Raw genomic sequence first — 22,577 nt, 5'->3', positions numbered from 1 at the left:
CAGCGGACGGATCTCGATCTTGTTCGCCATGCCGTTCCTCCCGTCGTCCGTTGCGTGCGAAGGGCCAGATGTGCGCTTGCCAGCGTTCGCCCACCGGGCAATCGTTGTCAATGTGCGTTGAGGGAGCGGCAGTTGGGACCGACGAGATTGGCGCGAAGATGACGGTGCGGGCCACTGACCGGGCGGCCACGGTCCGGACGATGCGGCGACCCCGGATCAAGCCCGAGCACCGGGCCTACCGGACGGTCGACGGCAACGTGCGGATCGGCAGCGTCGTCCACGGCATCGGCGCCGAGGTCCTCGACCCCGACGGCTGGGTGTGGACCCTCGTCGAGGCCATGGACGGCACACGCGGCCCCGACGACGTCGTCGCCGAGGTCACCCGGCGCCATCCCCGGCTCGCCCTGGCCGACGAGGACGTCACCGGCGCGATGGACGACCTGATCCGGGCCGGGTACGTGGAGGACGCCGGCGCCCCGCCGCCCGCCGAACTGACCGCACGCGAGCAGGAGCGGTACGGGCGGGGGATGACCCTGATGCGCTGGATGGACCTGCGGCCCCGCGCCAGTTCCTGGGAGCCTCAACTGATGCTGCGCCGCGCCCGCGTGCTGCTCGTCGGCGTCGGCGGCACGGGCGGGGCGGCCGCCCGCGACCTCGTCGCGTCCGGCGTGGGCCATCTGCACTGCGTCGAACCGGACGTCGTCGAACTGTCCAACCTCAACCGGCAGACCCTCTTCGGCGAGGGCGACCTGGGCCGGCCCAAGCTCGACGCGGCACTGACCGCGCTGCGCGCCCTCAACGCGGACACCACGCTCACGGGGGAACGCCGCGAGGTGCGCGGCCCGGGCGACCTGGAGGACCTGCTCACCGCGGCGAAGCCCCGCCACCCGGACGGCGCCCCGTACGACCTGCTTCTCCTCGCCGCCGACCGGCCCCCCGAGATCCGCAGATGGGCGAACCGGGTCTGTCTGGCCACCGGCACCCCGTGGGCCGAAGCGGGCTATCGCGGGCCGCTCGTCAGCGTGGGCATGTTCGCCCCCGGCCGCGGCGCCTGCTGGCAGTGCCTGCGTGACGCCGAGGTCGAGCGGCGCGACCTGCGTCTCGCGCCCGGCCAGGACGAGGACGTGGCGTCGCCGCGCATGCCGTGGAACCCGGTCAACGCCGTGACCGCGGGCCTGTCCGGCAGCCTGCTCGCGCACGCCGCGCTCACCCTGCTGTGCGGCATACCGCCCGTGGAACCCGGCTGCCGCTTCGGCCTCAACCTCATGGTCCCCGGCGACCCGGTCCTGCAGCGCTCCGAGCGGCGCGACGACTGCCCCGCCTGCGGCACGCGACCGGCGGTGACCACGCCGGACGGGGAGGCCCGGTGACGGACACCGCCGCCGGGACGCCACCCCGCGTCGGACCCGACGCCCGCGTCGCCCTGCACGAGCTCTCGATGCGGCGCGACCGCGACGAGTGGATCGTCGGACGCATGGCGACCCGCACTTTCGTCGCCCTGCCGCCCGCCGGGGCGCGGGCCGTGCGCCTGCTGGGCGAGGGGCTGAGCGTGGCGCGTACGCAGGAGCGGCTGCGCGCGGACACGGGCGAGGAGTTCGACATCGCGGACTTCGTCGCGGACCTGGCCGCCCTCGGGTTCGTCGCGCGGATCGACGGCCGTCCCCTGCCCGACCCCGCGCCGCCGCCCGCCTCCCTGCCGTGGCTGCGCCCCCGCCACGTACGGTTAGCCCTGCACCCGGTGCTCCCCGTCGCCGTGGCCGTCCTGCTGACGGCCGCCCTCGTCACCCTGCTGCTCCGCCCCGGCCTGCTGCCCGGCTACCGCGACCTGCTGTGGAGCCCGCACGGCAGTGTGGTCCTGCTGAGCGGGGCGGCCGCCGGATGGACGCTGCTGCTCGCCCACGAACTGGCCCATCTGGTCACCGCCCGCGCCGCCGGGGTGCCCGGCCGGATGCGGCTCGGCACCCGGCTGCAGTTCCTGGTCATGCAGACCGACATCAGCGGCATCGAACTCGCTCCCCGCCGCCACCGGCTGACGGCCTACCTGTCCGGCATCGCGCTCAACCTGTCCGTCGCCTCGGCGCTCGTGCCGGTCCTCGCCGCGACCGACCCCGCGTCGACGGCCCACCGGCTGTCGGCGGCCGCCCTGCTGCTCGCGCTGATGCCGCTGCCGTTCCAGCTCATGGTGTTCACGCGGACCGATGTGTACTTCGTGCTGCAGGACCTCACCGGCTGCCGGGACCTCTACGGCGACGGGCTCGCCTACGCCCGCCACCGGTACCGGCGGGCGCTGCGCGCGCTGCGTCCCGGCGCCCGCGCGGCGGCGGGGGAGGACGACCCGAGCGCCCGGCTGCCCGCGCACGAGCGCCGGGCGGTCCGCGTCTACAGCGTCGTCCTCGTCGTGGGCACGGTCGCGTGCCTCGCGTTCATGGCCGCCGTCACCCTGCCCCTCGACATCGCCCTGCTGTCCCGCGCCGTACGGGGGCTGGCGCCCGGCAACACGCCCGCGGGATACGCCGACTCGGCGGCGGTGCTGGTCACCCTCGGCGGGGTCAACGTCCTCTGGCTGGTCACCAAGTGGCGCGACCACCGCTCACGCCGGCGCGCGAAGGCGGGGGCGCGGGCCCGGACGTGACGCGCCGTCGCTCAGACCAGCTCGGGCTTGGCGCCCGTCGCGCCGGACTCCCCGGACTCCCCGGCTTCACCGGTCGTGCCGGTCCCGGTCGTCGCGGCCAGGGCCGCCCCGGCCTCGGCCGCCCCAGCCGGATCCGCCGGTTCCGCCGAGTCCGCCCGTTCCACCGACTCCTCCGGCGCCGGCCGCTGCCCCGGCACCTCCGGCTCCGGTCCGCGGTCGCGCGCGGTCCGTGCCGCCCGCGCCGTCCGCAGGTACGCGTAGATCACCGCGCCCGTCACCAGCAGCAGGAGCGGGCCGAAGAGCCAGGGACGGGCGGCCATCTCCGTGGGGAGCCAGCGGTAGGAGGCCAGCAGGGCGGCGAAGACCGCCGTGCCGAGGGTGACCAGGCGGACGCCCGCGCGGTCCCAGCCGTGCGCGGAGCAGCGCATCGCCGTCTCGATGGTGAGGGCGAAGACCACGCCGGCGAGCAGGTCGGCGCCGTAGTGGTAGCCGAAGCCGAGGGTGGCCGTGAGGGTGCCGACCAGCCAGAAGGTGCCCGCCCAGCGCATCGCCCGGGAGCCGTCACGGGAGTGGACGAAGAGGGTGACCGCCCACGCGGTGTGCAGGCTGGGCATGCAGTTGCGCGGGGTGATGCCGTCGAACGGGATCGGCTGCGGGTCGGTGACCGGCGGCAGGATGTCCGGCCAGAGGTTCGCCGTCGCCCAGGCGCCGCCGTCCGTGCCGTACGCGAAGACGGGGCCGACCACCGGGAAGATCATGTAGATCGCCGGGCCGAACAGGCCGATCACCAGGAAGGTGCGCACCAGGTGATGGGCGGGGAAGCGCCGCTCCACCGCCACCCGGCGCAGCTGGTAGAGGCCGACGAGGGCGGCGGCGAGCGGGAGCTGGCCGTAGACCACGTGCAGGATGCCCGTGCTGACCGGCGCGGTCGCGTTCAGGAAGCGGCCCACCAGCCACGACGGGTCGGCCAGGGCGTGGTCGGCGGCGGCCACGTACGCGTCGAGGACGGTCGCGCGGGTCTTCGAGGTGATGAGCAGCCAGGTGTCGCCCGTCTTGTGACCGGCGACCAGCAGCAGACCCAGCCCGGTGCCCTTGAGGAGCAGTGTCCGTTCCCGGCCGGTGCGGCGCGTGAGGCCGAGGACCGCGACACCCAGCACCACCCACAGCGCGCCGTTGCCGAAGTTCATGTCGGCGTCGAGCGCCCACCGCACCAGGAAGAACGCGACGTCCACGCCCGCGGCGGTCCCCAGCGCGATCAGCCGCTGCCGCCAGGTGAGCACCACCATCGTCAGCGCCAGTCCGCCGTAGAGCAGCGGACCCGACTCGGGGGCGAAGATCACCTCCCGGGACTGCTCGGTGATCGGCCCCGAGAAGCCGTAGCCGCGCGCCACGATCTCCAGCGCGACGAGGAAACCGAGGGTCGCCACGCCCGCCGCGGTCCACAGGACCACGCGGGGCCGGCGCCACGGGGCGGGCTGCGTCCCGCGGTCGTCCCGCGGCGGTATTCGAGTGGGTTCGGTTATCAACTGGTTCGCCTGGTGATTCGGTTGCGGGCAGGTGGCTTCGCGGGCGGGTGGCGCATCGCGCGGGAGGGCAGGGTCTTCCGGTGGACAGCCGGTGAACGAGGACATCCGTCGTGAGTTCGAACATGTTAACGGTGGCGGGCGGGGAGTCCATGGGGTGGCTGTGGCGTCTCTGTGCCGGACGGCCGTGCGCGGCGGGGCCGGGGCGTCCGGTGTCCGGATCGGAACGGCGACGTCCGTAAGTCGCCGAGGCGCCCTTGTGCAATTCCTGTGCAACCCTCAATCTTTCGGCTGACGCCCCGGACGCGGTCACCCTTGTCATGATCCCGACATAAGTGGCCGTACGCCCCCGTGCGTCACCGCACCACCCCCCCACGAACGCGCACCACCGATTGAGGAGGAACCCTCCATGGCAGTGATGCGTCACCCCCGGCGAAGACTGGCCGTCCTCGGCGCCGCGGCCTCCGCGGCGCTCGTCGCGAGCCTGGTCTCCGCACTCCCCGCGGGGGCCGCCCCGGCCGCACCCGAAGGCCGTGTCCAGTACGCGGGCGCCCCGAACGCCGTCGCCGGCAGCTACATCGTCACCCTGAAGGCCGACGCCGCCCGCTCGACCACGGCGAAGGGCCGCGCCCTGGCCGAGAAGTACGGCGCCGCCGTCGAGCGCACCTACTCCAAGGCGCTCAACGGCTACGAGATCGAGGCCTCCGAGGCCGAGGCCAAGCGCCTCGCGGCCGACCCGGCCGTCGCCTCCGTGGTGCAGAACCGCACCTTCACCGTCTCCGCGACCCAGTCCAACCCGCCCTCCTGGGGCCTGGACCGCATCGACCAGCGCAACCGCCCGGTCAACAACGCCTACACCTACCCGGACTCGGCCGGGCAGGGCGTGACGGCGTACATCATCGACACGGGCGTCCGCATCAGCCACACCGACTTCGGCGGCCGTGCCTCCAACGGCTACGACGCCGTCGACCGCGACAACGTCGCCCAGGACGGCAACGGCCACGGCACGCACGTCGCCGGCACCGTCGCGGGCACCGCATACGGCGTCGCCAAGAAGGCGAAGATCGTCGGTGTCCGCGTGCTGAACAACTCGGGCTCCGGTACCACCGCCCAGGTCGTCGCCGGCATCGACTGGGTGGCGCGCAACGCGGTCAAGCCGGCCGTCGCCAACATGTCGCTCGGCGGCGGCGCGGACAGCACGCTCGACGCGGCCGTCCGCAACGCCGTCGCCGCCGGCGTCACGTTCGTCGTCGCGGCCGGCAACGAGTCGACCAACGCCTCCACCAAGTCACCGGCCCGGGTGACGGAGGCGATCACGGTCGGCGCCACCACGTCCACCGACGCCCGTGCCAGCTACTCCAACTACGGCTCGGTGGTGGACCTGTTCGCGCCCGGTTCCTCCATCACCTCCACCTGGCGCACCAGCGACACGGCCACCAACACCATCTCCGGCACCTCGATGGCCAGCCCGCACGTCGCCGGCGCCGCCGCGCTGTACCTGGCCGGCAACCCGTCGGCCACCCCCGCCCAGGTCTCGTCCGCGCTGACCTCGTCCGCCACCACCGGCGTGGTCACCAGCCCGGGCAGCGGTTCGCCGAACCGCCTGCTGTACGTGGGCTGAGAGCGTCCGCGGCGGTGCTGACACCGGCCGGTCCAGCGGACCGGCGCCCCGCCCCCGGGAGGCATCCCCCGGGGGCGGGGCCCGTCACCGTCCGCCTACGATGCGCGTCGTGTCGATACCTCCGCCCGCCGGGCCGCACTTCCAAGGCGGCGCCCAGCCGCCGCACTCCCCCCACCAGGGCCCGCCCGGACCCGGGCCGTACTTCCCCTACGGCCCGTACGGGCCCCGCCCGCCCGCCGCCGTCAACGGTGTCGCCATCGCCGCCCTGGTCTTCGGAGTGCTGTGCTTCCTGCCCGCCGTGGGGCTGGTGCTGGGGCTGATCGCGCTGCTGCAGATCAAACGGCGGGGCGAGCGCGGGAAGGGGATGGCGGTCGCCGGCGTCACCCTGTCCTCGCTCGGGCTGGCGCTGTGGACGGTGGCGCTCGTCACCGGTGGCGTGGCGGCGTTCTGGGAGGGCTTCCGGGACGGAGCGCGCTCCGACAGCGTGCTGTCCCTGCGCAAGGGCGACTGCTTCACCTCGCCCGGCGGACTCGAGGGCTGGACCGTCAAGGCCCACAAGGTGCCCTGCGCCGACGAGCACGACGGCGAGGTCTTCGCCCTCGTCGCCGTCCCCGGCGGCGACTTCCCCGGCGACGACAGCCTCACCGAGCTGAGCGAGGACCGCTGCTACGAGCGGCGGAGCGCCTACGTCATGGACGGCTGGTCCCTGCCGGAGGAGATCGGCGTCTACTACTTCGCCCCGTCCGAGGAGAGCTGGAGCTTCGGCGACCGTTCCGTCGCCTGTGTGCTCGGCCGGGAGGACGGGACCCGTTTCAGCGGGTCGCTGCGCAGCGACGCGACCACGCTCGACGCCCACCAGCTGGCCTACCTGGAGGCGGCCGGGGGGCTCAACGCCGCGCTGGACGAGGTGCCCGAGTCCGGTTACTTCGACGACGACGTCAGCGACGACCGGGAGTGGGCCGGGCAGGTCGAGGAGGCGGTCACCGAGCAGGTGCGGCTGCTGCGCGCGCACACGTGGCCGGCGCCGGCGCGGGAGCCGGTGGACGAGCTCGTAGCCCGCCTGGGGAAGGCGCGGGTCGCCTGGGGGCGCGCGGCGAGCGCCGCCGACCCGGACACGTACTGGATCCGTGAGGAGGAGGCCTGGGAGGCGACCGACCCCTCCTTGTCGATCACCGTGCGCGAAGCTTTGGGGTTGGCGACTTCACCGCCCGCTTACGACGAGGAGGTCGAGCGGGAGCCGGAAGCCGGTGAGATGGAGGTGTGAGCTCCTCCATAGCGGGGAGAAAGTGCCTGCGTAAAGCCCTTCTTCCGCAGAAGTCATCACATCGAGTGATTCTCTGGCCTTGGCTTGCTTCGGACAACCCAGGGTTGCCACTCTGTTGCTGTCTGTACAGCCCGATGGGAGCGGCCAGTGACATTCGGTGAGCAGCCGGCGTACCTGCGCGTCGCGGGTGATCTCCGCAAGAAGATCGTCGACGGTCGGCTGCCGCCCCACACCCGGCTCCCCTCCCAGGCCCGCATCCGCGAGGAGTACGGCGTCTCGGACACGGTCGCGCTGGAGGCGCGCAAGGTGCTGATGGCCGAGGGGCTCGTCGAGGGCCGCTCGGGGTCGGGGACGTACGTGCGGGAGCGGCCCGTGCCGCGGCGGGTCGCCCGGTCCGGCTTCCGCCCGGAGCGGGGGGCGACGCCGTTCCGGCAGGAGCAGGCCGACGTCGGCGTGCGCGGGACGTGGGAGTCCAGCAGCGAGCAGACGGACGCGAGCGCGTCGGTCGCCCAGCGGCTGGGCATCGACCCGGGGGACCGTGTCATGCGCACGAAGTATCTGTTCCGGGAGGCCGGCGAGCCGATGATGCTGTCCACGTCGTGGGAGCCCCTCGCCCTCACCGGGCGCACGCCGGTGATGCTGCCCGAGGAGGGCCCGCTGGGCGGCATGGGCGTGGTCGAGCGCATGCGCGCGATCGACGTCATCGTGGACAACGTGACGGAGGAGGTCGGGGCCCGCCCCGGCCTCGCGGAGGAGCTGATGCTGCTGGGCGGCGTCCCCGGCCACGTCGTCCTGGTCATCCAGCGCACGTACTTCGCGTCGGGCCGCCCGGTGGAGACGGCGGACGTGGTGATCCCGGCGGACCGCTACCGGGCGGCGTATCACCTGCCGGTGAAGTAGAAGCCGGGGATGTGAGGGCGCCCCTCGCGCCGGAGTGTTGCCGCCGGGGGCGCGACGGCCGCGTCAGCCGCCGCCGAAGTCCCGGTCCATGAGCCCTCCGCCTCACGCCGCGACGGCCGCGCCCCGTCGCGGTGCAGCACCGAACGAGGTGCGGGCGCCCGCGCACCGGGCCCCGGAGCGCAAGGGCCCCTCGCGGCACGCGCGCGCATCGAAGAACCTCGGCCACGCGGCACGCCGCCGGCGCCAAAGGGCCGCGCCCTTCGCCCGTCCGCCGCGCCCCGCCCCCTCGCGCCGTCCGCCGAGGGGATCCGCGCCTCCCCAGTCGCCCCATCGCCCCCGCGCGCTCCCCTTCGCGCCCCGCGTCATGACTCCGCTCCGGCGTGGGGCTCGGCCCGCGCCGGGCCGGCGGGCGAAGGGATTTGGCCGTTCTTGCAGGTCGCCCCAGGGACAGGGCGAGGACGGTCATACGGCGCTGACCGGACATGTCGCCCTCGGTGCACGGCGCATCCGCCACCGTGCGCCCCCTCCGTGCTGGCCGGTTGCGTGCCTGTTTGTGAAAAGCCGTATTCGCTCAGTGAAGGTAAGGCGTAGGCTCGGGCATATGCGGACTGCGGTTTCCTTACCGGGCGGGGCGCGGCACAGGCCGCGGAAGGCAAGTGGAGGGGAGCGATGAGCGACGGCACGGTGACTCTTCCCTGGCTCGTCGTGCGTCAGGACGACAACGGCAACCGCTACCGGGTGGGCCGTTACGCGACACGCGCCGAGGCGGAGAAGATCGCGGACAGCCTCGACGGCCGCGGCCACAAGCAGCTCTACTGGGTCGAACGCATCGGCCAGAGCGGCTCCACCGTCAGCTGAACCGACCGGGACGCCCACGGCCGGGTCCGTCAGGGCCGCACCCGTGATGTTTCCGGCCTGCCTCCCGCGCCGCCGGTCACCGCGCCGGGCCGTGCCGTGCGCCGGTGCATCCGTGACACCGCCGTGCACTGGAGCGCCATCGACAGCGCCATGGCCAGACAGACCCCCGGCAGGCCCCACCCCGACAGGCCGGTGGCGAAAGCCAGTTGGAGGACCGTCCCGCAGAAGGTGACGCGCGCCAGGGCCCGGGCCCGCCCGCTGCCCTCGAAGACGCCGCCCAGCGCGATGAAGCAGGCGAGCAGCACCAGATACGGCCCCACGCAGCGCAGGAAGAGCGTCCCCGCGTCGGCCACCCCGCTCTCCGCGCCGAAGCCCCGCATGATCCACGGCGCGCCCGCCAGCAGCACCGTCGCCGCCGTCAGCCCCAGCCCGCCCGCCAGCAGCAGCGCCTGGCGTCCCACCTCCCGCCGCTCGTCCCGCCCCGCGCCCAGCAGATGCGCGGTGTGGATGGAGGCGGCCTGGCGCACCGCGTAGAAGGCCATGGTCGCCACGTACATCGCCTTGGTCGCGATCCCGTACGCCGCCACCTCGTCCACGCCGATCCGCGCGACCACCGCGACGAGCGCGAGGGCCCCGGTCATCCGGACCAGGAAGTCGGCCGACATGGGCAGGCCGGTCGTCGCCGTCCCGCGCAGATCGGCGACCAGGCCCATGAACCCGCAACTCCGGGGCAAGGAGAGGCGGAAGAGTCCTCTGCGGCGCAGGACCGCCAGTCCGCAGACCAGCGCCGCCGTCCGGCCCAGCACCGTCGAGACGGCCGCCCCGCGCACCCCGAGGCCCAGCCCGAACACGAACAGCGGGTCCAGCGCGAGGATCAGGCCGTTCGCCAGCAGCGACAGCCGCATCGGGGTCCGGGTGTCGCCCGCGCCCTTGAGGACGCCGTCGACCACGGTGGTCGCGTAGAACACCGCGATGCCCGGCAGCGCGACCGCGAAGTAGCCGGCCGCGAGCGACACCGCGCGGCCGTCGTCGCCGCCCAGCACCAGCCGGGCCAGCGGCTCCCGCGCCAGGAACCCGCCGGCCGCGACCACCGGAGTGACGAGCGCCCACAGCGCCCAGCCGCCGCGCACGGCGGACCGCAGCGCCGCCGCGTCCTGCGCGCCCCTCGCCCGCGCGACCCGGACGGTCGTGCCCGAACCCGCCACGAGGATCACCCCGAGCAGCAGGTTCTCCACGTTCGTCGCGACCGCCACCGCGGCGACCGCGTCCCCGCCCAGCCGGGTCACCCAGACCATGTTGATGATCCCGGCCGTCACCCCGGCGAGCAGCTCGACATAGACGGGGCACGCCAGCGAGACCAGCGTGCGCCGATGCCGTACGGCTTCCACGACTACCTTCCTCGTTTCGTGGTACCTCGAATCGAGGTGCCGCGAAAAGAGATAGCATCGAGCCGCCGTGCGGACAAGCGCGCGGACGGGAGCGGCCACATCGAGGACAGGGGAGCGGCCATGCTGGAGCTGTCGATCCTGGGGTTCCTCCACGAGGAGCCCCTGCACGGTTACGAGCTGAAGGCGCGCATCCAGGCGCTCCACGGCCACATCCGCCCCGTCAGCGACGGCGCCCTGTACCCCGCCATCACGCGGCTGGTGAAGGCCGGCTCGGTCGAGCAGCGCACCGAACCCGGCAGCGGCGCCGCGGCCCGCCGGGTGCTGTCCCTCACCGACGCGGGGCGCGCCGCGCTCATGGACCGGCTCAGGGAGCCGAAGGACGTCGAGATCACCGACGGGCAGCGCTTCTTCACCCTGCTGGCGTTCCTGCGCTTCCTTCCCGACCCCGCCGGGCAGGTCGCGGTCCTGCGGCGCCGGAAGGCGTTCCTCGACACCCCGTCGAGCTTCTTCCACCGCGACGGCGAGCGGATGCGGGCCGAACAGGCCCCGGACCCGTTCCGGCGGGGCATGCTGCGCATCGCCCGTGCGACCACGGCCGAGGAGCGCGCGTGGCTGGACGAGACGATCGCCGCCCTGGAGGACCGGACGTGAGGAGCGCCCCCGCCGGGCCGCTAGGGTCCTGCCCCAGGTGACGGACGACGGAGGCGGAGTGATGCCGACCCTGATCGACACGGTGGCGTGGGTGCGCATCGAGGACGGCAGGATCCTGTGCGCCCGCCCGCGCGGCAAGGACGTCTTCTACATCCCCGGCGGCAAGCGCGAGGGCGCGGAGAGCGACGTGGAGACGCTGCTGCGCGAGATCGAGGAGGAGCTGACCGTGCTCCTCGACCCCGCCACGGCCACGCACGTGGGCACCTACGAGGCCGAGGTGCCCGGCGCCCCGGACGGCACCGTGGTGCGCATGAGCTGCTGGACCGCCGACTTCGCCGGGACGCTCGCCGCGAGCAGCGAGATCGACGAGATCGCCTGGTTCTCGTACGCGGACCGGCCCCGGGTGCCCCCGGTCGACCAGTTGCTCTTCGACGACCTGCGCGCCGCGGGCAGCCTGGACGTCTGACGCGCGGTTCCGGCACGGCCGTCCCGGCGAGGCGATCCCGCGGCGTGGCGATTGAGGCGCACCGATGTGAGAGTGACGATGTGTGAGCGCGCCGTGGGCACCCGGCCGCGCGGGCTGCCCGCGCCCCGCGCCGTTGTGCGCGGTACTCCGTCCGGGATATCGGGTATGTGGCTATTGACCACATGAAACCGGACACGGTCGGACTGCCTGACTCGCTCGGCGGGGAGGTGATCCGCGTGACCGACACCGACGGCGACCGGGCCACGTGGACCTTCGCCGCGGACCCGAACGCGGTGCGGACAGCCCGTTGCGCCGTACGCGAACAGCTCGGCCGGTGGGAGCTGGACGGCGTCGCCGATCTCGCGGAGCTGCTGGTCAGCGAACTCGTCACCAACGCCCTGCGGCACGCCACCGGACCCGTCGGCGTGTGCCTGACCCGGCCCGCCGGACGGACCGGGGTGCTGCTCGTCGAGGTGTCCGACCCGGTCCCCGAACCGCCCCACGAACGCGTCGCCCGGCCCGACGACGAGGGCGGGCGCGGACTGCAGCTCCTGGCCCGCTCCTCCCGCCGCTGGGGGCACCGGTCCGGGCCGCACGGGAAGACGGTGTGGTGCGAACTCGTGGTCCCCCGGTGAGGTCCCGCACGGCCGTTCGCAGGTGTGCGCGGACCCTCGCCGCACCCCGTGACCGGTAACCGTCCATGACGGTTGTCGAACCGGGGGATTCGACGGCGTGTCCGCTGGTTAGAAGACTGGGAGTGTTCTCACGGCGTGGACCGAAAAGCATCGGGACCGTGCTGTGATCGTGAACACCGTGTTGTGCGGCGCCGTAGTGCTGGATACTGCGGGCAGCCGCCCCCGGTGACCGGTGCCGGACGCGGTGAGCTGGAGGGGACGGTTCGCGTGAGCGAGATACCAGCGAAGGCCACGGAGTCCGAGGACTCGTCGGGCGGCTCGAGGAGCGAGGCCGCCGACGGCCTCCTGCCCGGCGATGCTCCGTCCGGCGACGCCATGTGGCAGACCGCCCCGCCCGGCTCCATGTACGACTACATCAAGGTCGCGTCCTTCTCGATCGGCCCCGACGGGCTGGTCGACCAGTGGAGCCTGCGCGCCGAGCAGATCTTCGGCATCCCCGCGGAGCGCGCCGTCGGCACCGACCCGATCGAGGCGTTCCTCGAACCCGTCCGCAGGGAGCGCGGCCAGCGGAAGATGGCCGAGATCCTCGACGGCCGCGAGTGGACCGGCGTGGTGCCGTTCCGGCTGCCCGCCCACCTGGCCGGGGACGACCGCGACCGCGAGGGCATCGCCGAGGTCTACGTCATGCCGACACGGACCGAGGCGGGCGAGAAGGCCGCCGTCTGCATCGTCGTCGACGTCCGCACTCTGCGCCGTATCGAGACGGACCTGGCCGCCTCGCAGGCCATATTCGGCCAATCTCCCTTCGGCTTCGTGCTGATCGACCGGGACCTGCGGGTCCGGCGCGCCAACGAGCGGTTCGCCTCCCTCTTCGGCGGGACGCCCGACGACCACCGCGGCAAGGGCGTCCACGACTACCTGCCGCGCGGCGAGGCCGAGCGGGTCGCGGCGACCCTGCGCAGGGTGCTGGAGACCGGCGAGTCCATCACGGACATGCACGTCACCGGGTTCGTCCCCGGCTCCGACGAGCGCCGTCACTGGTCCGTCAACCTCTACCGGGTGCACAGCGGCAGCGGCCGTCCCATCGGCATCGCCTGGCTGGGCATCGACATCACCGCCCGCCGCGCCGCCGCCCGCGAGGCCGCCGCCGCGCGGCGCAATCTCGCCCTGCTGAACGAGGCCGGCGCGCGCATCGGCAACTCCCTCGACCTGGAGACCACCGCGCGCGAACTGCTCGACGTGGTCGTGCCCGGCTTCTGCGACCTGGCCACCGTCGACCTCTACCAGGGGCTGCTGGCCGGGGACGAGACCCCGCCCGGCCTCGCCGACGGCAGCGCCGAGGTGCGCCGTGTCGCCTTCGCCAGCGCCGTGTCCGACGGGCCCATCAGCGGCACCGGGGAGCCGGTGAAGCTGGGCGCCGTCCACCACTACCCGTTCAACTCGGCCTGTGCGGACGCCCTGCGCACCGCCCGCCCGCAGACCGTGCCCGGCGAGGACGGCGGCCTGGTGCAGTCCACGCTCGCCGTGCCGATGGTCGCCCACGACACCGTGGTGGGCCTCGCCCAGTTCGCCCGCACCAAGGGCAGCGAGCCGTTCGGCGACCGCGACCGCGACCTCGCCGTGGAACTGGCCGCGCGCGCCGCCGTCTGCATCGACAACGCCCGCCTCTACCGCCGCGAGCACGAACGCGCGCTGATACTGCAGCGCTCCCTGCTCCCGCCCGGCGACCCGGAGGCGTCCGGCCTGGACATCGCCTGCCGCTACCTGCCCGGCAACGCCGCGAGCGGCCGCACCGGCGAGGTCGGCGGCGACTGGTTCGACGTCATCGAACTGCCCGGCCACCGCACCGCGTTGGTCGTCGGCGACGTCATGGGCCGCGGCCTGCGCGCCGCCGTCGCCATGGGCGAACTGCGCACGGCCGTACGCACCCTGGCCCAGCTCGACCTCGAACCGGCCGAGGTGCTGTCCCAGTTGGACGAGATCGCCCGGGGCCTCGGCGCACCCGGCGGCCCCTCCCAGGCGTTCGCCGGAGGCGTCCAGCAGGCCACCCGGGCCGCCCGCCGCCCGCGCGAGGCGGACCTCTCCGAGGTGTACCTGGCCACCTGCGTCTACGCCGTCTACGACTCCGTCACCCGCCGCTGCACGTTCGCCAACGCGGGTCATCTGCCCCCCGTCCTGGTCGAACCGGGGGAGAACGCGCTGATGCTCGACGTGCCGCCCGGCATGCCGCTCGGCGTCGGCGGGGAGCCCTTCGAGGAGGTGGAGGTCGAACTGCCCGAAGGCGCCCTGCTGGCGCTCTACACGGACGGTCTGGTCGAGAGCCGCGACCACCCCCTGGACGAGGGCCTCCAGGCGTTCGTGGGCGCGCTCACCGACCCGTCCGCCCCGCTGGAGGACGTCTGCGACCACGTGCTCAACACGCTCGACACCCATCACGGCGAGGACGACATCGCGCTGCTGATGGCACGTGTACAGGGTCTGCCCGCCGACTCCGTGGGCGACTGGACCCTGCCGCGCGAGCCGCGCAGTGTGGGCCGGGCCCGCGAGTACGCCCGCGCCCAGCTCCTCGCCTGGGACATGGAGCCGCTGGTCGACACCACCGAGCTGCTCGTCAGCGAGCTCGTCACCAACGCCCTGCGGTACGGCGAGGGGGAGATCAGGCTCCGGCTGCTGCTCGACCGCACCCTGGTCTGCGAGGTCTGGGACTCCGGGCTGGTCCAGCCCCGCCGGCGGCGTGCCCGCGACACCGACGAGGGCGGCCGCGGCCTCCAGCTCGTCGGGCTGCTGAGCGCCGCGTGGGGCTCACGCCGTACGCCCCGGGGCAAGACGGTGTGGTTCGAACTGCCGCTTCCCGGGGCCGACACCGGCCTCACCGACCCGGCCGAGGCCCTGCTCAGCCTGTTCTGACGCTCCGTCCACCCGGCGCCCACCCTTCGTGATCACGAAGGCGCAGGCGCAACCGCACCACCCGTTCCCCTCGTCCTCACCCCCAACATCCGACGACGAGGGGAGCGGCGGCATGGACCACACGGAGTCGCGGGACGGCACGGCAGGCACGGACGATCCCATGGACGAGACCCGTGCGACGCCCGATCCCACGCCCGAGCCAGGGTCCGCGCCGGAACCCGCGCCCGAGCCGGGCAGGAAACGCCGCAGACCCTGGGTGCGCCGCGTCAGACGCACCGCCCTCGTGCTCGCGCTGCTGCTGATCGTGCCGCTCGTCGCCGTCGAGACGGCGCTGCGGGTCAACTACATGGGCGACCCCGCCGACGGCACCTACACCCGCGGCCGGGACGCCATGTGGCTCGGCCACGCCTGGGTCGACGGACGCAAGAAGGACGCCGACGTCACCGCCCTCGCGGGCCGCCTCAAGGACACCGGCGTCCGGGACCTCTACGTCCACACCGGCCCGCTGGAGCACGACGGCACCCTGCCGAAGTCGGTCTATCCCCGCGCCCGCTGGTTCATCGACGCGGTGCACCGGGAGCTGCCCGGGGTGCGCGTCCAGGCGTTCCTCGGGGACGTCCTCGCCAACGGCGGCCCGGAAGGGCTGGAGCTGGGCGACGCCGCCACCCGGGCCGAGGTGGTGCGCAGCGCAGGCCAGGTCCTCGACACCGGCTACGAGGGCGTCCACCTGGACCTTGAGCCGCTGCACTCCGGCGACGAACACTACCTCGACCTGCTCGACGACCTGCGGGAACTCACCCGGGAGCGGGACGCGCAGCTGTCCGTGGCCGCCCACCAGATCGACCCGCTGCCGCACCTCCACTCGGTGGCGGGCTTCGTCGCCGACCACCCCAAGTGGTGGTCGCAGGAGTTCTTCGGGCAGGTGGCGCGGCGCGTCGACCAGATCGCCGTGATGTCGTACGACACCGCGCGCCTGTTCGAGAGCACCTACGGCGGCTACGTGGCCCAGCAGACCTCGCTCGCCCTGGAGGTCACCCCGCCCACCACCCACCTGCTGATGGGCCTGCCCTTCTACTACGAGAGCAACCCGAGCCACTGGGGGCACGCCGAGACCGTCGCCGCCGCCGTCCGGGGCGCCCGCCTCGGCCTGTCCCGCACGGACCCCGACCGCGAACTCTTCGGTCTCGCCCCGTACATCGACTTCGCGGCGACGGAGACCAACTGGAAGGAGTTCGAGGAGGGCTGGGCCCGCAGGCCCTAGGTCCGGCGGCGGATCCTGCTGCCCAGCCAGACCAGCGGGTCGTACTTGCGGTCCACCGCCCGTTCCTTCAGCGGGATCAGCGCGTTGTCCGTGATCTTGATCCCCTCGGGGCAGACCTCCGTGCAGCACTTGGTGATGTTGCAGTAGCCGAGGCCGTGTTCGTCCTGGGCCGTGCGCCTGCGGTCCAGGCCGGACTCCTCGGCCGCGTCCAGCGGGTGCATGTCCAGCTCCGCGATCCGCATCAGGAAGCGCGGCCCGGCGAACGCCGGCTTGTTCTCCTCGTGGTCGCGGACCACGTGGCAGGTGTCCTGGCACAGGAAGCACTCGATGCACTTGCGGAACTCCTGCGGACGGTCCACGTCCTCCTGCATCATCCGGTACTCGCCCGGACCCACCCCGGCCGGCGGCACGAACGCCGGTACCTCGCGCGCCTTGGTGTAGTTGAAGCCGACGTCCGTCACCAGGTCCCGGATCACCGGGAACGCCCGCAGCGGGGTCACCGTGACCGTCTCGTCCCGGCCGAACACCGACATACGGGTCATGCACAGCAGCCGTGGGCGGCCGTTGATCTCCGCCGAGCACGAACCGCACTTGCCGGCCTTGCAGTTCCAGCGCACGGCGAGGTCGGGGGCCTGGGTGGCCTGGAGGCGGTGGATGATGTCGAGAACCACCTCACCGTCGTTCACCTCGACCCGGAAGTCCTCCAGGCCGCCTCCGTCGACGTCCCCCCGCCACACCTTGAAGCGGGCCTCGTAGCTGCTCACTCGTAGAGCTCCTCTTCGGCCAGGTACTTGACCAGCTCGTCCTTCTCGAAGAGGGCGAGCAGGTCGGGGCGGACGGGTTCGGTGGTCTCACGGGTCAGGGTGATCTGCCCGCGCACCGCGTCGGTGGCGGCGAGGCCGCCGGAGGGGTCGGTGAGCGTACACAGCAGGTTGACGTTGCGCCAGGCGCGGTCCATGGCGGCGTGGTCCTCGCGGGTGTGGCCGCCGCGCGACTCGGTGCGCTCCAGCGCCGCGCGGGCCACGCACTCGCTGACCAGCAGCATGTTCCGCAGGTCCAGCGCGAGGTGCCAGCCCGGGTTGAACTGCCGGTGGCCCTCCACGCCCGCGCGCCGGGCCCGCGCCCGCAGCTCGGCCAGCTTCTCGAGGGCCTGCCGCATCTCGTGCTCCCGACGGATGATGCCGACCAGGTCGTTCATCGTCTGCTGGAGCTCCTGATGCAGCGTGTACGGGTTCTCCGGCGGGCCGTCGGCCGGCTCCTCGCCCTCCGCGGAGAACGGGCGCAGCGCCTCCGCCGCGGCAGCGTCGACCTGGGCGTCGTCCACCGGGGGGCGTGCGGAGCCCGCGCCGCGCGCGTACTCGGCCGCGTGCAGGCCCGCACGGCGTCCGAACACCAGCAGGTCGGACAGCGAGTTGCCGCCCAGCCGGTTGGAACCGTGCATGCCGCCCGCGACCTCGCCGGCCGCGAACAGCCCCGGCACCCCGCGCGCCGCCGCCGAGTCGGAGTCGACGGCGATGCCGCCCATCACGTAGTGGCAGGTCGGGCCGACCTCCATCGGCTCGGCCGTGATGTCGACGTCCGCCAGCTCCTTGAACTGGTGGTACATCGAGGGCAGCCGGCGTTTGACGACCTCCGCCGGCATCCGTGTGGACACGTCCAGGAAGACCCCGCCGTGCGGGGAGCCGCGGCCCGCCTTGACCTCGGCGTTGATGGCGCGGGCGACCTCGTCGCGGGGGAGCAGCTCGGGCGGGCGGCGATTGTGGTCCGGGTCGTCGTACCAGCGGTCCGCCTCCTCCTCGGACTGCGCGTACTTCTCCTTGAAGACGTCCGGGATGTAGTCGAACATGAACCGCTTGCCCTCGGAGTTGCGCAGCACCCCGCCGTCGCCGCGCACCGACTCGGTGACGAGGATGCCCTTCACCGACGGCGGCCAGACCATGCCCGTCGGGTGGAACTGCACGAACTCCATGTTCAGCAGCGGCGCGCCCGCGAGCAGCGCCAGCGCGTGTCCGTCACCGGTGTACTCCCAGGAGTTCGACGTGACCTTGAAGGACTTGCCGATGCCGCCGGTGGCGATCACCACCGCCGGCGCCTCCAGCACGAAGAAGCGGCCGGACTCACGCTCGTAGCCGAAGACTCCGCCGACCTCGTCGCCGTCCTTCAGGACCCGGGTGACCGTGCACTCCTGGAACACCTTCAGCCGGGACTCGTGGTCGCCGGTCTCCGCGTGGTCCTCCTGTTGCAGCGCGACGATCTTCTGCTGGAGGGTGCGGATCAGCTCCAGGCCGGTGCGGTCGCCGACGTGCGCCAGACGCGGGTACTCGTGGCCGCCGAAGTTGCGCTGGGAGATCCGGCCGTCCTCGGTCCGGTCGAACAGCGCGCCCCAGGTCTCCAGCTCCCAGACCCGCTCGGGCGCCTCCTGGGCGTGCAGCTCGGCCATCCGCCACTGGTTGAGGAACTTGCCGCCGCGCATGGTGTCGCGGAAGTGCACCTGCCAGTTGTCGCCGGAGTTGACGTTGCCCATCGCCGCCGCGATGCCGCCCTCGGCCATCACGGTGTGCGCCTTGCCGAACAGCGACTTGCAGATCACGGCCGTACGGGCGCCCCGCTCCCGCGCCTCGATCGCGGCGCGCAGACCGGCGCCGCCGGCCCCGACCACGACGACGTCCCACTCCTGTCGGTCGACCACGGACATGGATGAAGGCCCCCAGTCAGAAGAAACGCGGATCGTCGAAGACACCGGACGCTACGAGATAGACGTAGAGGTCGGCGACCGCCACGCTGATGAGCGACGCCCAGGCGAGCTGCATGTGCCGGGCGTTCAGCCGGCTCACCCACTGCCACATCCGGTAGCGCACGGGATGCTTCGAGAAGTGCTTGAGCTTCCCGCCGACGATGTGCCGGCAGGAGTGGCAGGACAGGGTGTACGCCCAGATCAGGACGATGTTCACCAGGAACACCAGGGTGCCGAGCCCCATGTGGCCCCACGCGTAGTCCTCGTCGCGGAAGGCGAGCACGGTGTCCCAGCTCAGCACGCAGGCGACCAGCAGCGCCGCGTAGAAGAAGTACCGGTGGACGTTCTGCAGGATCAGCGGGAACCGGGTCTCGCCGGTGTACTTCGCGTGCGGTTCGGCGACCGCGCAGGCGGGCGGGGACGCCCAGAAGCTCCGGTAGTAGGCCTTGCGGTAGTAGTAGCAGGTCAGCCGGAAGCCGAGCGGGAAGATCAGGATGATGATCGCCGGCGAGATGCCCCACCAGTTTCCGAACAGCTCCCAGTTCGGGCCGCCGCGCATCGGCTCGCAGTTCTCCGCGAGGCAGGGCGAGTAGAACGGCGACACGTACGGCGCCGCGTAGTAGTCCGCGTCGGCGAAGGCCCGCCAGGTCGAGTAGACGACGAAGGCGAGCAGCCCGGCCGCGGTGGCGGCCGGGGCCAGCCACCAGCGGTCGGTGCGCAGGTGCGGGGCGGAGATCGCGGCGCGCGTGCCGGATCTCACGCCGCCGCGGTGCTCGGGTTCGGTCGCAGGGGGTTCCGTACCAGTGGCCACGCTGTCCACTCCGGTAGGGGTCGGGGACGCCGGGTCGGCGGGGGCGGAGGTCGGGCGGCGGTCAGGGGGCGCGGCGGTCGCGGGCGCCGAGCCCCTCGTCGTCGCTGTCCACCCACAGCGACACGTCGTAGGGGGTGTCGGAGATCGTCACGAGGTCGGGCCGCTTGGCCGGGCCCGCCGCGCCGACGGCGGTCTCCCGGAGCAGCGCGAGGCTCTCGCGCAGGTGGTTGGTGTCGGAGCGGACGCGGCGCAGCTCCATACTGCCGCTGCCCAGCTGCTTCTCCAGGCGCCCCACCGACCTGAGCAGGTCGTCGAGGCAGCGCTGGACGGTCGCCAGTTCATCGTGCACGGACATGACGTGACCTCACTTCCACGGGTCCTTCAGGCCCAAGGCGGTGCAACGGTCATGCGCCTGCGAGTGTTGCGCGTCACACCTTGCGCTGTGAAGGGATGTGCATCGATTGGCCGAGGCGCATGGGTGCATCGTCCGGTGCGAAGCCGCGTGGCGCCGGGTACGTTGCGCCGCACGGGTGGGCTTGGCGTCCGTGGCCGCCGTGTCGGCCGGGAACGCGGAACCCCTTCCTCTTCAGTGGGCCGCATACATCGGATGAACGCCCAATACCAAGTGTGATCACCATGCCCGCGGCTTTCCGGAGGTATCCAGAGATGTCCCACGACGGCATCGGCCCGCGCGCTGTCCTGCGTTCGGTCGCCTTCCTCACCGCCGGCATGCTCACGGTGCCCGCCCTGGCCGGATGCGGCTCCGAGGACCCCGCGGGCGAGCCCCTCGCGGGCGCGGACGTCGCGGCCGCGGACCGGTCCGACATCGCCGACGGCGGGACCCTGCGCTGGGCCGTGGACACCGTCCCGGACACCCTGAACACCTTCCAGGCCGACGCCGACACCACCACCGCCCGGATCGCCGAGGCCGTCCTGCCGTCGATGTACCGCACGGACGGCCGGGGCCGGGCGGTGCGCAACGCCGACTACCTGGCCTCCGCAGACGTCGTCGACACCGAGCCCAAGCAGGTGGTCGTCTACCGGCTCGCCCAGCAGGCCGTCTGGAGCGACGGCCGGGAGATCGGCGCCGCCGACTTCGCCGCCCAGTGGCGCGCCCTGTCCGGCAAGGACACCGCCTACTGGACCGCCCGCAACGCCGGCTACGACCGCATCGAGAAGGTCGAGCGGGGCAGGAACGACCTCGAGGTCAAGGTCACCTTCAGCCGCCCCTACGCCGACTGGAAGTCGCTGTTCAGCCCGCTCTACCCCAAGGAGGTCATGGGCGCCCCGGACTCCTTCAACGACGGGGCGCGCAAGAAGCTCAAGGTCACCGCCGGGCCGTTCACGGTGGACAAGGTGGACACCAAGGAGGACGAGGTCGTCCTCACCCGCAATCCCCGCTGGTGGGGCAGGGCCGCCAGGCTGCAGAAGATCGTGCTGCGCGCCGTGCCGCACGACAAGCGCGTCTCCGCGCTCAGCGACGGCACCCTCGACCTGGCCGAGATCGACCCCGAGGCCGCCCGGCGCATCACGGTCGCCGCGCTGCCGCAGGACGGGAACACGCCCCTGATGGGTCCCGAGGCCGACCGTTCCGCCGCGGACGCGCTGCACTCCTGGGCAGTCGCCAACGGCTCCGACGAGGACGCCGCCGACGAGGAGATCTCCGCCCGCGAGAAGCTGCGCAAGAAGGCGGAGAAGTACGCGCGGCAGCAGAAGGCGCTCGGCGGCTTCGAGGTGCGCAAGTCCCTCGAGCCCGCCTACACCCAGCTCGCCCTCAACGGCGCCGAGGGTCCCCTGTCCGACGAGCGGGTCCGCCGCGCCGTGGCCCGGGCCCTGGACCGTGAGGACCTCGCCGGGGCCGTGCTGAAGCCGCTCGGCCTGCCCGCCGAGCCCGTCGGCAGCCATCTGGCGCTGTCCGGCCAGGCCGCCTACTCCGACAGCAGCGGCGCCCTCGGCAAGCCCGACGCCAAGGAGGCCCGGGCCCTTCTGTCGGACGCCGGGTGGGTGCCGGGCGGCCCGGTGAAGGAGGAGAAGGACTCGAAGAAGGACGAGGGCGAGGAGGCGGCCGGCTCCGAGGCAGACACGGAGGACACGAAGGACTCGGGCGGCTCGGAGGACTCCGGCGACGGCGACGACGGCACCTACGTCGTCGGCGAGGACGACGGCAGGAACCACGGGACGGGTGACGGCAAGGCCCCGCACGACTCCGGCACCGGTCAGCTGAAGCAGGGCGGCGCCCCCGCCGGCGCCTACGCGCCCAAGGGCACCGCGGCACCGGCCCGCGCGGACACCGCCCCGGTCGCCAAGGACGGCAAGGCGCTGGTGCTGCGGTTCGTGCTGCCGTCGGGGCCGGGCTCGAAGACGCTGGAGACGGTGGCCGGCCGGATCGCGGAGATGCTGGAGAAGATCGGCATCCGCGCCGACATCTCCAAGGTCGACAACGACAGCTACTTCAAGGACCACATCGCGTCCGGCGACTTCGACCTGGCCCTCTACTCCTGGCCCGCGACCGCCTTCCCCGCCACCGACGCCCGCCCGGTCTACTCCAAGCCGGTCCCGGCCGCCGACGGCTCGCTGAACGTGGAGCAGAACTGGACGCGGGTCGGCACCGACCAGGTCGACCAGCTCTTCGACCAGGCCATCGCCACCCTCGACGACTCCGAACGCCGCGACCTGATCCGCAAGGCCGACTCCCGGATCTGGGCGGCGGCCGGCTCCATCCCCCTCTACCAGCGCCCGCAGCTGGTCGCGGCCCGCAAGAACCTCGCCAACGCCGGCGCCTTCGGCTTCGCCACGCCGGTCTACGAGGACATGGGCTTCCTGAAGAAGTCGGCGCAGGGGCCGGAGGGGTCGCCGGGGGCGGAGAACAGCGACTCCGGAAGCTGACCCCGGACCGGCCGGAGACGCGACGCGGCCCGGCGCCCCC

Annotated in this window: 16 protein-coding genes and 2 pseudogenes; 12 read left to right on the top strand and 6 right to left on the bottom strand. The window is 73.0% G+C overall.

The window, feature by feature from the left end; translation table 11 throughout:
* The first annotated feature begins 200 nt into the window (after positions 1–200).
* Entirely contained in the window at positions 201–1,370 is a 1,170-nt protein-coding gene (locus tag ELQ39_RS10650; protein WP_242591734.1) for a ThiF family adenylyltransferase, read from the top strand.
* On the top strand, positions 1,367–2,632 hold the full coding sequence (locus ELQ39_RS10645) for a hypothetical protein (RefSeq protein WP_242591733.1): 1,266 nt from the start codon (positions 1,367–1,369) through the stop codon (positions 2,630–2,632). The genes ELQ39_RS10650 and ELQ39_RS10645 overlap by 4 nt, the downstream gene beginning before the upstream one ends.
* A gap of 11 nt (positions 2,633–2,643) precedes the next feature.
* Here the strand turns inward: ELQ39_RS10645 and ELQ39_RS10640 are convergent, their stop codons facing one another.
* Positions 2,644–4,137 carry a phosphatase PAP2 family protein gene (locus ELQ39_RS10640; protein ID WP_242595579.1) on the bottom strand — a complete coding sequence of 498 codons (1,494 nt, stop codon included), beginning with the start codon at positions 4,135–4,137 and terminating at the stop codon, positions 2,644–2,646.
* A 427-nt stretch (positions 4,138–4,564) separates the two neighbouring features.
* On the opposite strand from ELQ39_RS10640, the pseudogene ELQ39_RS10635 reads away from it, so the two are divergent.
* The 4 genes and pseudogenes from ELQ39_RS10635 to ELQ39_RS10620 form a co-directional block, all read left to right on the top strand.
* Positions 4,565–5,773, top strand: a pseudogene (locus ELQ39_RS10635) (S8 family peptidase); the annotation flags it as partial.
* Between the two features lie 103 nt (positions 5,774–5,876).
* Positions 5,877–7,040, top strand: coding sequence for a DUF4190 domain-containing protein (locus tag ELQ39_RS10630; protein ID WP_225643368.1), 1,164 nt, complete (start codon positions 5,877–5,879; stop codon positions 7,038–7,040).
* Between the two features lie 147 nt (positions 7,041–7,187).
* A complete protein-coding gene (locus ELQ39_RS10625; RefSeq protein WP_190002431.1) occupies positions 7,188–7,940 on the top strand; it encodes a GntR family transcriptional regulator in 753 nt (250 codons plus the stop codon).
* A 645-nt stretch (positions 7,941–8,585) separates the two neighbouring features.
* Positions 8,586–8,798 (top strand): annotated as a pseudogene (locus ELQ39_RS10620) (hypothetical protein); the annotation flags it as partial.
* Positions 8,799–8,827: 29 nt separating this feature from the next.
* Here the strand turns inward: ELQ39_RS10620 and ELQ39_RS10615 are convergent.
* Positions 8,828–10,186, bottom strand: coding sequence for an MATE family efflux transporter (locus tag ELQ39_RS10615; RefSeq protein ID WP_242591732.1), 1,359 nt, complete (start codon positions 10,184–10,186; stop codon positions 8,828–8,830).
* 120 nt (positions 10,187–10,306) lie between these two features.
* Between ELQ39_RS10615 and ELQ39_RS10610 the strand changes: the two genes are divergently transcribed.
* The 5 genes from ELQ39_RS10610 (at position 10,307) to ELQ39_RS10590 (ending at position 16,106) form a co-directional block, all read left to right on the top strand.
* Entirely contained in the window at positions 10,307–10,837 is a 531-nt protein-coding gene (locus ELQ39_RS10610; RefSeq protein WP_242591731.1) for a PadR family transcriptional regulator, read from the top strand.
* A 61-nt stretch (positions 10,838–10,898) separates the two neighbouring features.
* On the top strand, positions 10,899–11,303 hold the full coding sequence (locus ELQ39_RS10605) for an NUDIX hydrolase (RefSeq protein WP_190002435.1): 405 nt from the start codon (positions 10,899–10,901) through the stop codon (positions 11,301–11,303).
* A 182-nt stretch (positions 11,304–11,485) separates the two neighbouring features.
* Positions 11,486–11,938, top strand: a complete 453-nt coding sequence (locus ELQ39_RS10600) for an ATP-binding protein (protein WP_225628610.1) — start codon at positions 11,486–11,488, stop codon at positions 11,936–11,938.
* A gap of 267 nt (positions 11,939–12,205) precedes the next feature.
* Entirely contained in the window at positions 12,206–14,845 is a 2,640-nt protein-coding gene (locus ELQ39_RS10595; RefSeq protein WP_190002437.1) for a SpoIIE family protein phosphatase, read from the top strand.
* 112 nt (positions 14,846–14,957) lie between these two features.
* The gene (locus tag ELQ39_RS10590) at positions 14,958–16,106 is read left to right on the top strand and encodes a hypothetical protein (RefSeq protein ID WP_242591730.1); all 1,149 of its coding nucleotides are present in this window, start codon (positions 14,958–14,960) and stop codon (positions 16,104–16,106) included.
* Here ELQ39_RS10590 and ELQ39_RS10585 read toward each other — a convergent pair.
* From ELQ39_RS10585 to ELQ39_RS10570, 4 genes are all read right to left on the bottom strand, one after another.
* Positions 16,103–16,870, bottom strand: coding sequence for a succinate dehydrogenase/fumarate reductase iron-sulfur subunit (locus ELQ39_RS10585; protein WP_242591729.1), 768 nt, complete (start codon positions 16,868–16,870; stop codon positions 16,103–16,105). The two genes, ELQ39_RS10590 and ELQ39_RS10585, sit on opposite strands and share 4 nt — an antisense overlap.
* Positions 16,867–18,801: a fumarate reductase/succinate dehydrogenase flavoprotein subunit gene (locus ELQ39_RS10580; protein ID WP_242591728.1), complete on the bottom strand. Its 1,935-nt coding sequence runs from the start codon at positions 18,799–18,801 to the stop codon at positions 16,867–16,869. Before ELQ39_RS10580 ends, ELQ39_RS10585 begins: the two co-directional genes overlap by 4 nt.
* Before the next feature lie 16 nt (positions 18,802–18,817).
* On the bottom strand, positions 18,818–19,651 hold the full coding sequence (locus tag ELQ39_RS10575; RefSeq protein WP_190002441.1) for a hypothetical protein: 834 nt from the start codon (positions 19,649–19,651) through the stop codon (positions 18,818–18,820).
* Positions 19,652–19,712: 61 nt separating this feature from the next.
* The gene (locus ELQ39_RS10570; RefSeq protein ID WP_190002442.1) at positions 19,713–20,006 is read right to left on the bottom strand and encodes a hypothetical protein; all 294 of its coding nucleotides are present in this window, start codon (positions 20,004–20,006) and stop codon (positions 19,713–19,715) included.
* A 311-nt stretch (positions 20,007–20,317) separates the two neighbouring features.
* Between ELQ39_RS10570 and ELQ39_RS10565 the strand changes: the two genes are divergently transcribed.
* Positions 20,318–22,537, top strand: coding sequence for an ABC transporter family substrate-binding protein (locus ELQ39_RS10565; RefSeq protein ID WP_225643381.1), 2,220 nt, complete (start codon positions 20,318–20,320; stop codon positions 22,535–22,537).
* The last annotated feature ends 40 nt before the right edge of the window (positions 22,538–22,577 follow it).

The sequence above is a fragment of the Streptomyces sp. GB4-14 genome (assembly GCF_022696125.1).
Taxonomy (GTDB): domain Bacteria; phylum Actinomycetota; class Actinomycetes; order Streptomycetales; family Streptomycetaceae; genus Streptomyces; species Streptomyces werraensis.
Note: the sequence above shows the minus strand (reverse complement) of the source record. Positions and strands in the feature narration are given on the sequence as shown.

Excerpts from the sequence above, each read along its gene's own strand:
- ELQ39_RS10650 (WP_242591734.1), top strand. The coding sequence starts at position 201 with ATGCGGCGACCCCGGATCAAGCCCGAGCACCGGGCCTACCGGACGGTC.
- ELQ39_RS10630 (WP_225643368.1), top strand. The coding sequence starts at position 5,877 with ATGCGCGTCGTGTCGATACCTCCGCCCGCCGGGCCGCACTTCCAAGGC.
- ELQ39_RS10610 (WP_242591731.1), top strand. The coding sequence starts at position 10,307 with ATGCTGGAGCTGTCGATCCTGGGGTTCCTCCACGAGGAGCCCCTGCAC.
- ELQ39_RS10605 (WP_190002435.1), top strand. The coding sequence starts at position 10,899 with ATGCCGACCCTGATCGACACGGTGGCGTGGGTGCGCATCGAGGACGGC.
- ELQ39_RS10600 (WP_225628610.1), top strand. The coding sequence starts at position 11,486 with ATGAAACCGGACACGGTCGGACTGCCTGACTCGCTCGGCGGGGAGGTG.
- ELQ39_RS10590 (WP_242591730.1), top strand. The coding sequence starts at position 14,958 with ATGGACCACACGGAGTCGCGGGACGGCACGGCAGGCACGGACGATCCC.
- ELQ39_RS10580 (WP_242591728.1), bottom strand. The coding sequence starts at position 18,801 with ATGTCCGTGGTCGACCGACAGGAGTGGGACGTCGTCGTGGTCGGGGCC.
- ELQ39_RS10570 (WP_190002442.1), bottom strand. The coding sequence starts at position 20,006 with ATGTCCGTGCACGATGAACTGGCGACCGTCCAGCGCTGCCTCGACGAC.
- ELQ39_RS10565 (WP_225643381.1), top strand. The coding sequence starts at position 20,318 with ATGTCCCACGACGGCATCGGCCCGCGCGCTGTCCTGCGTTCGGTCGCC.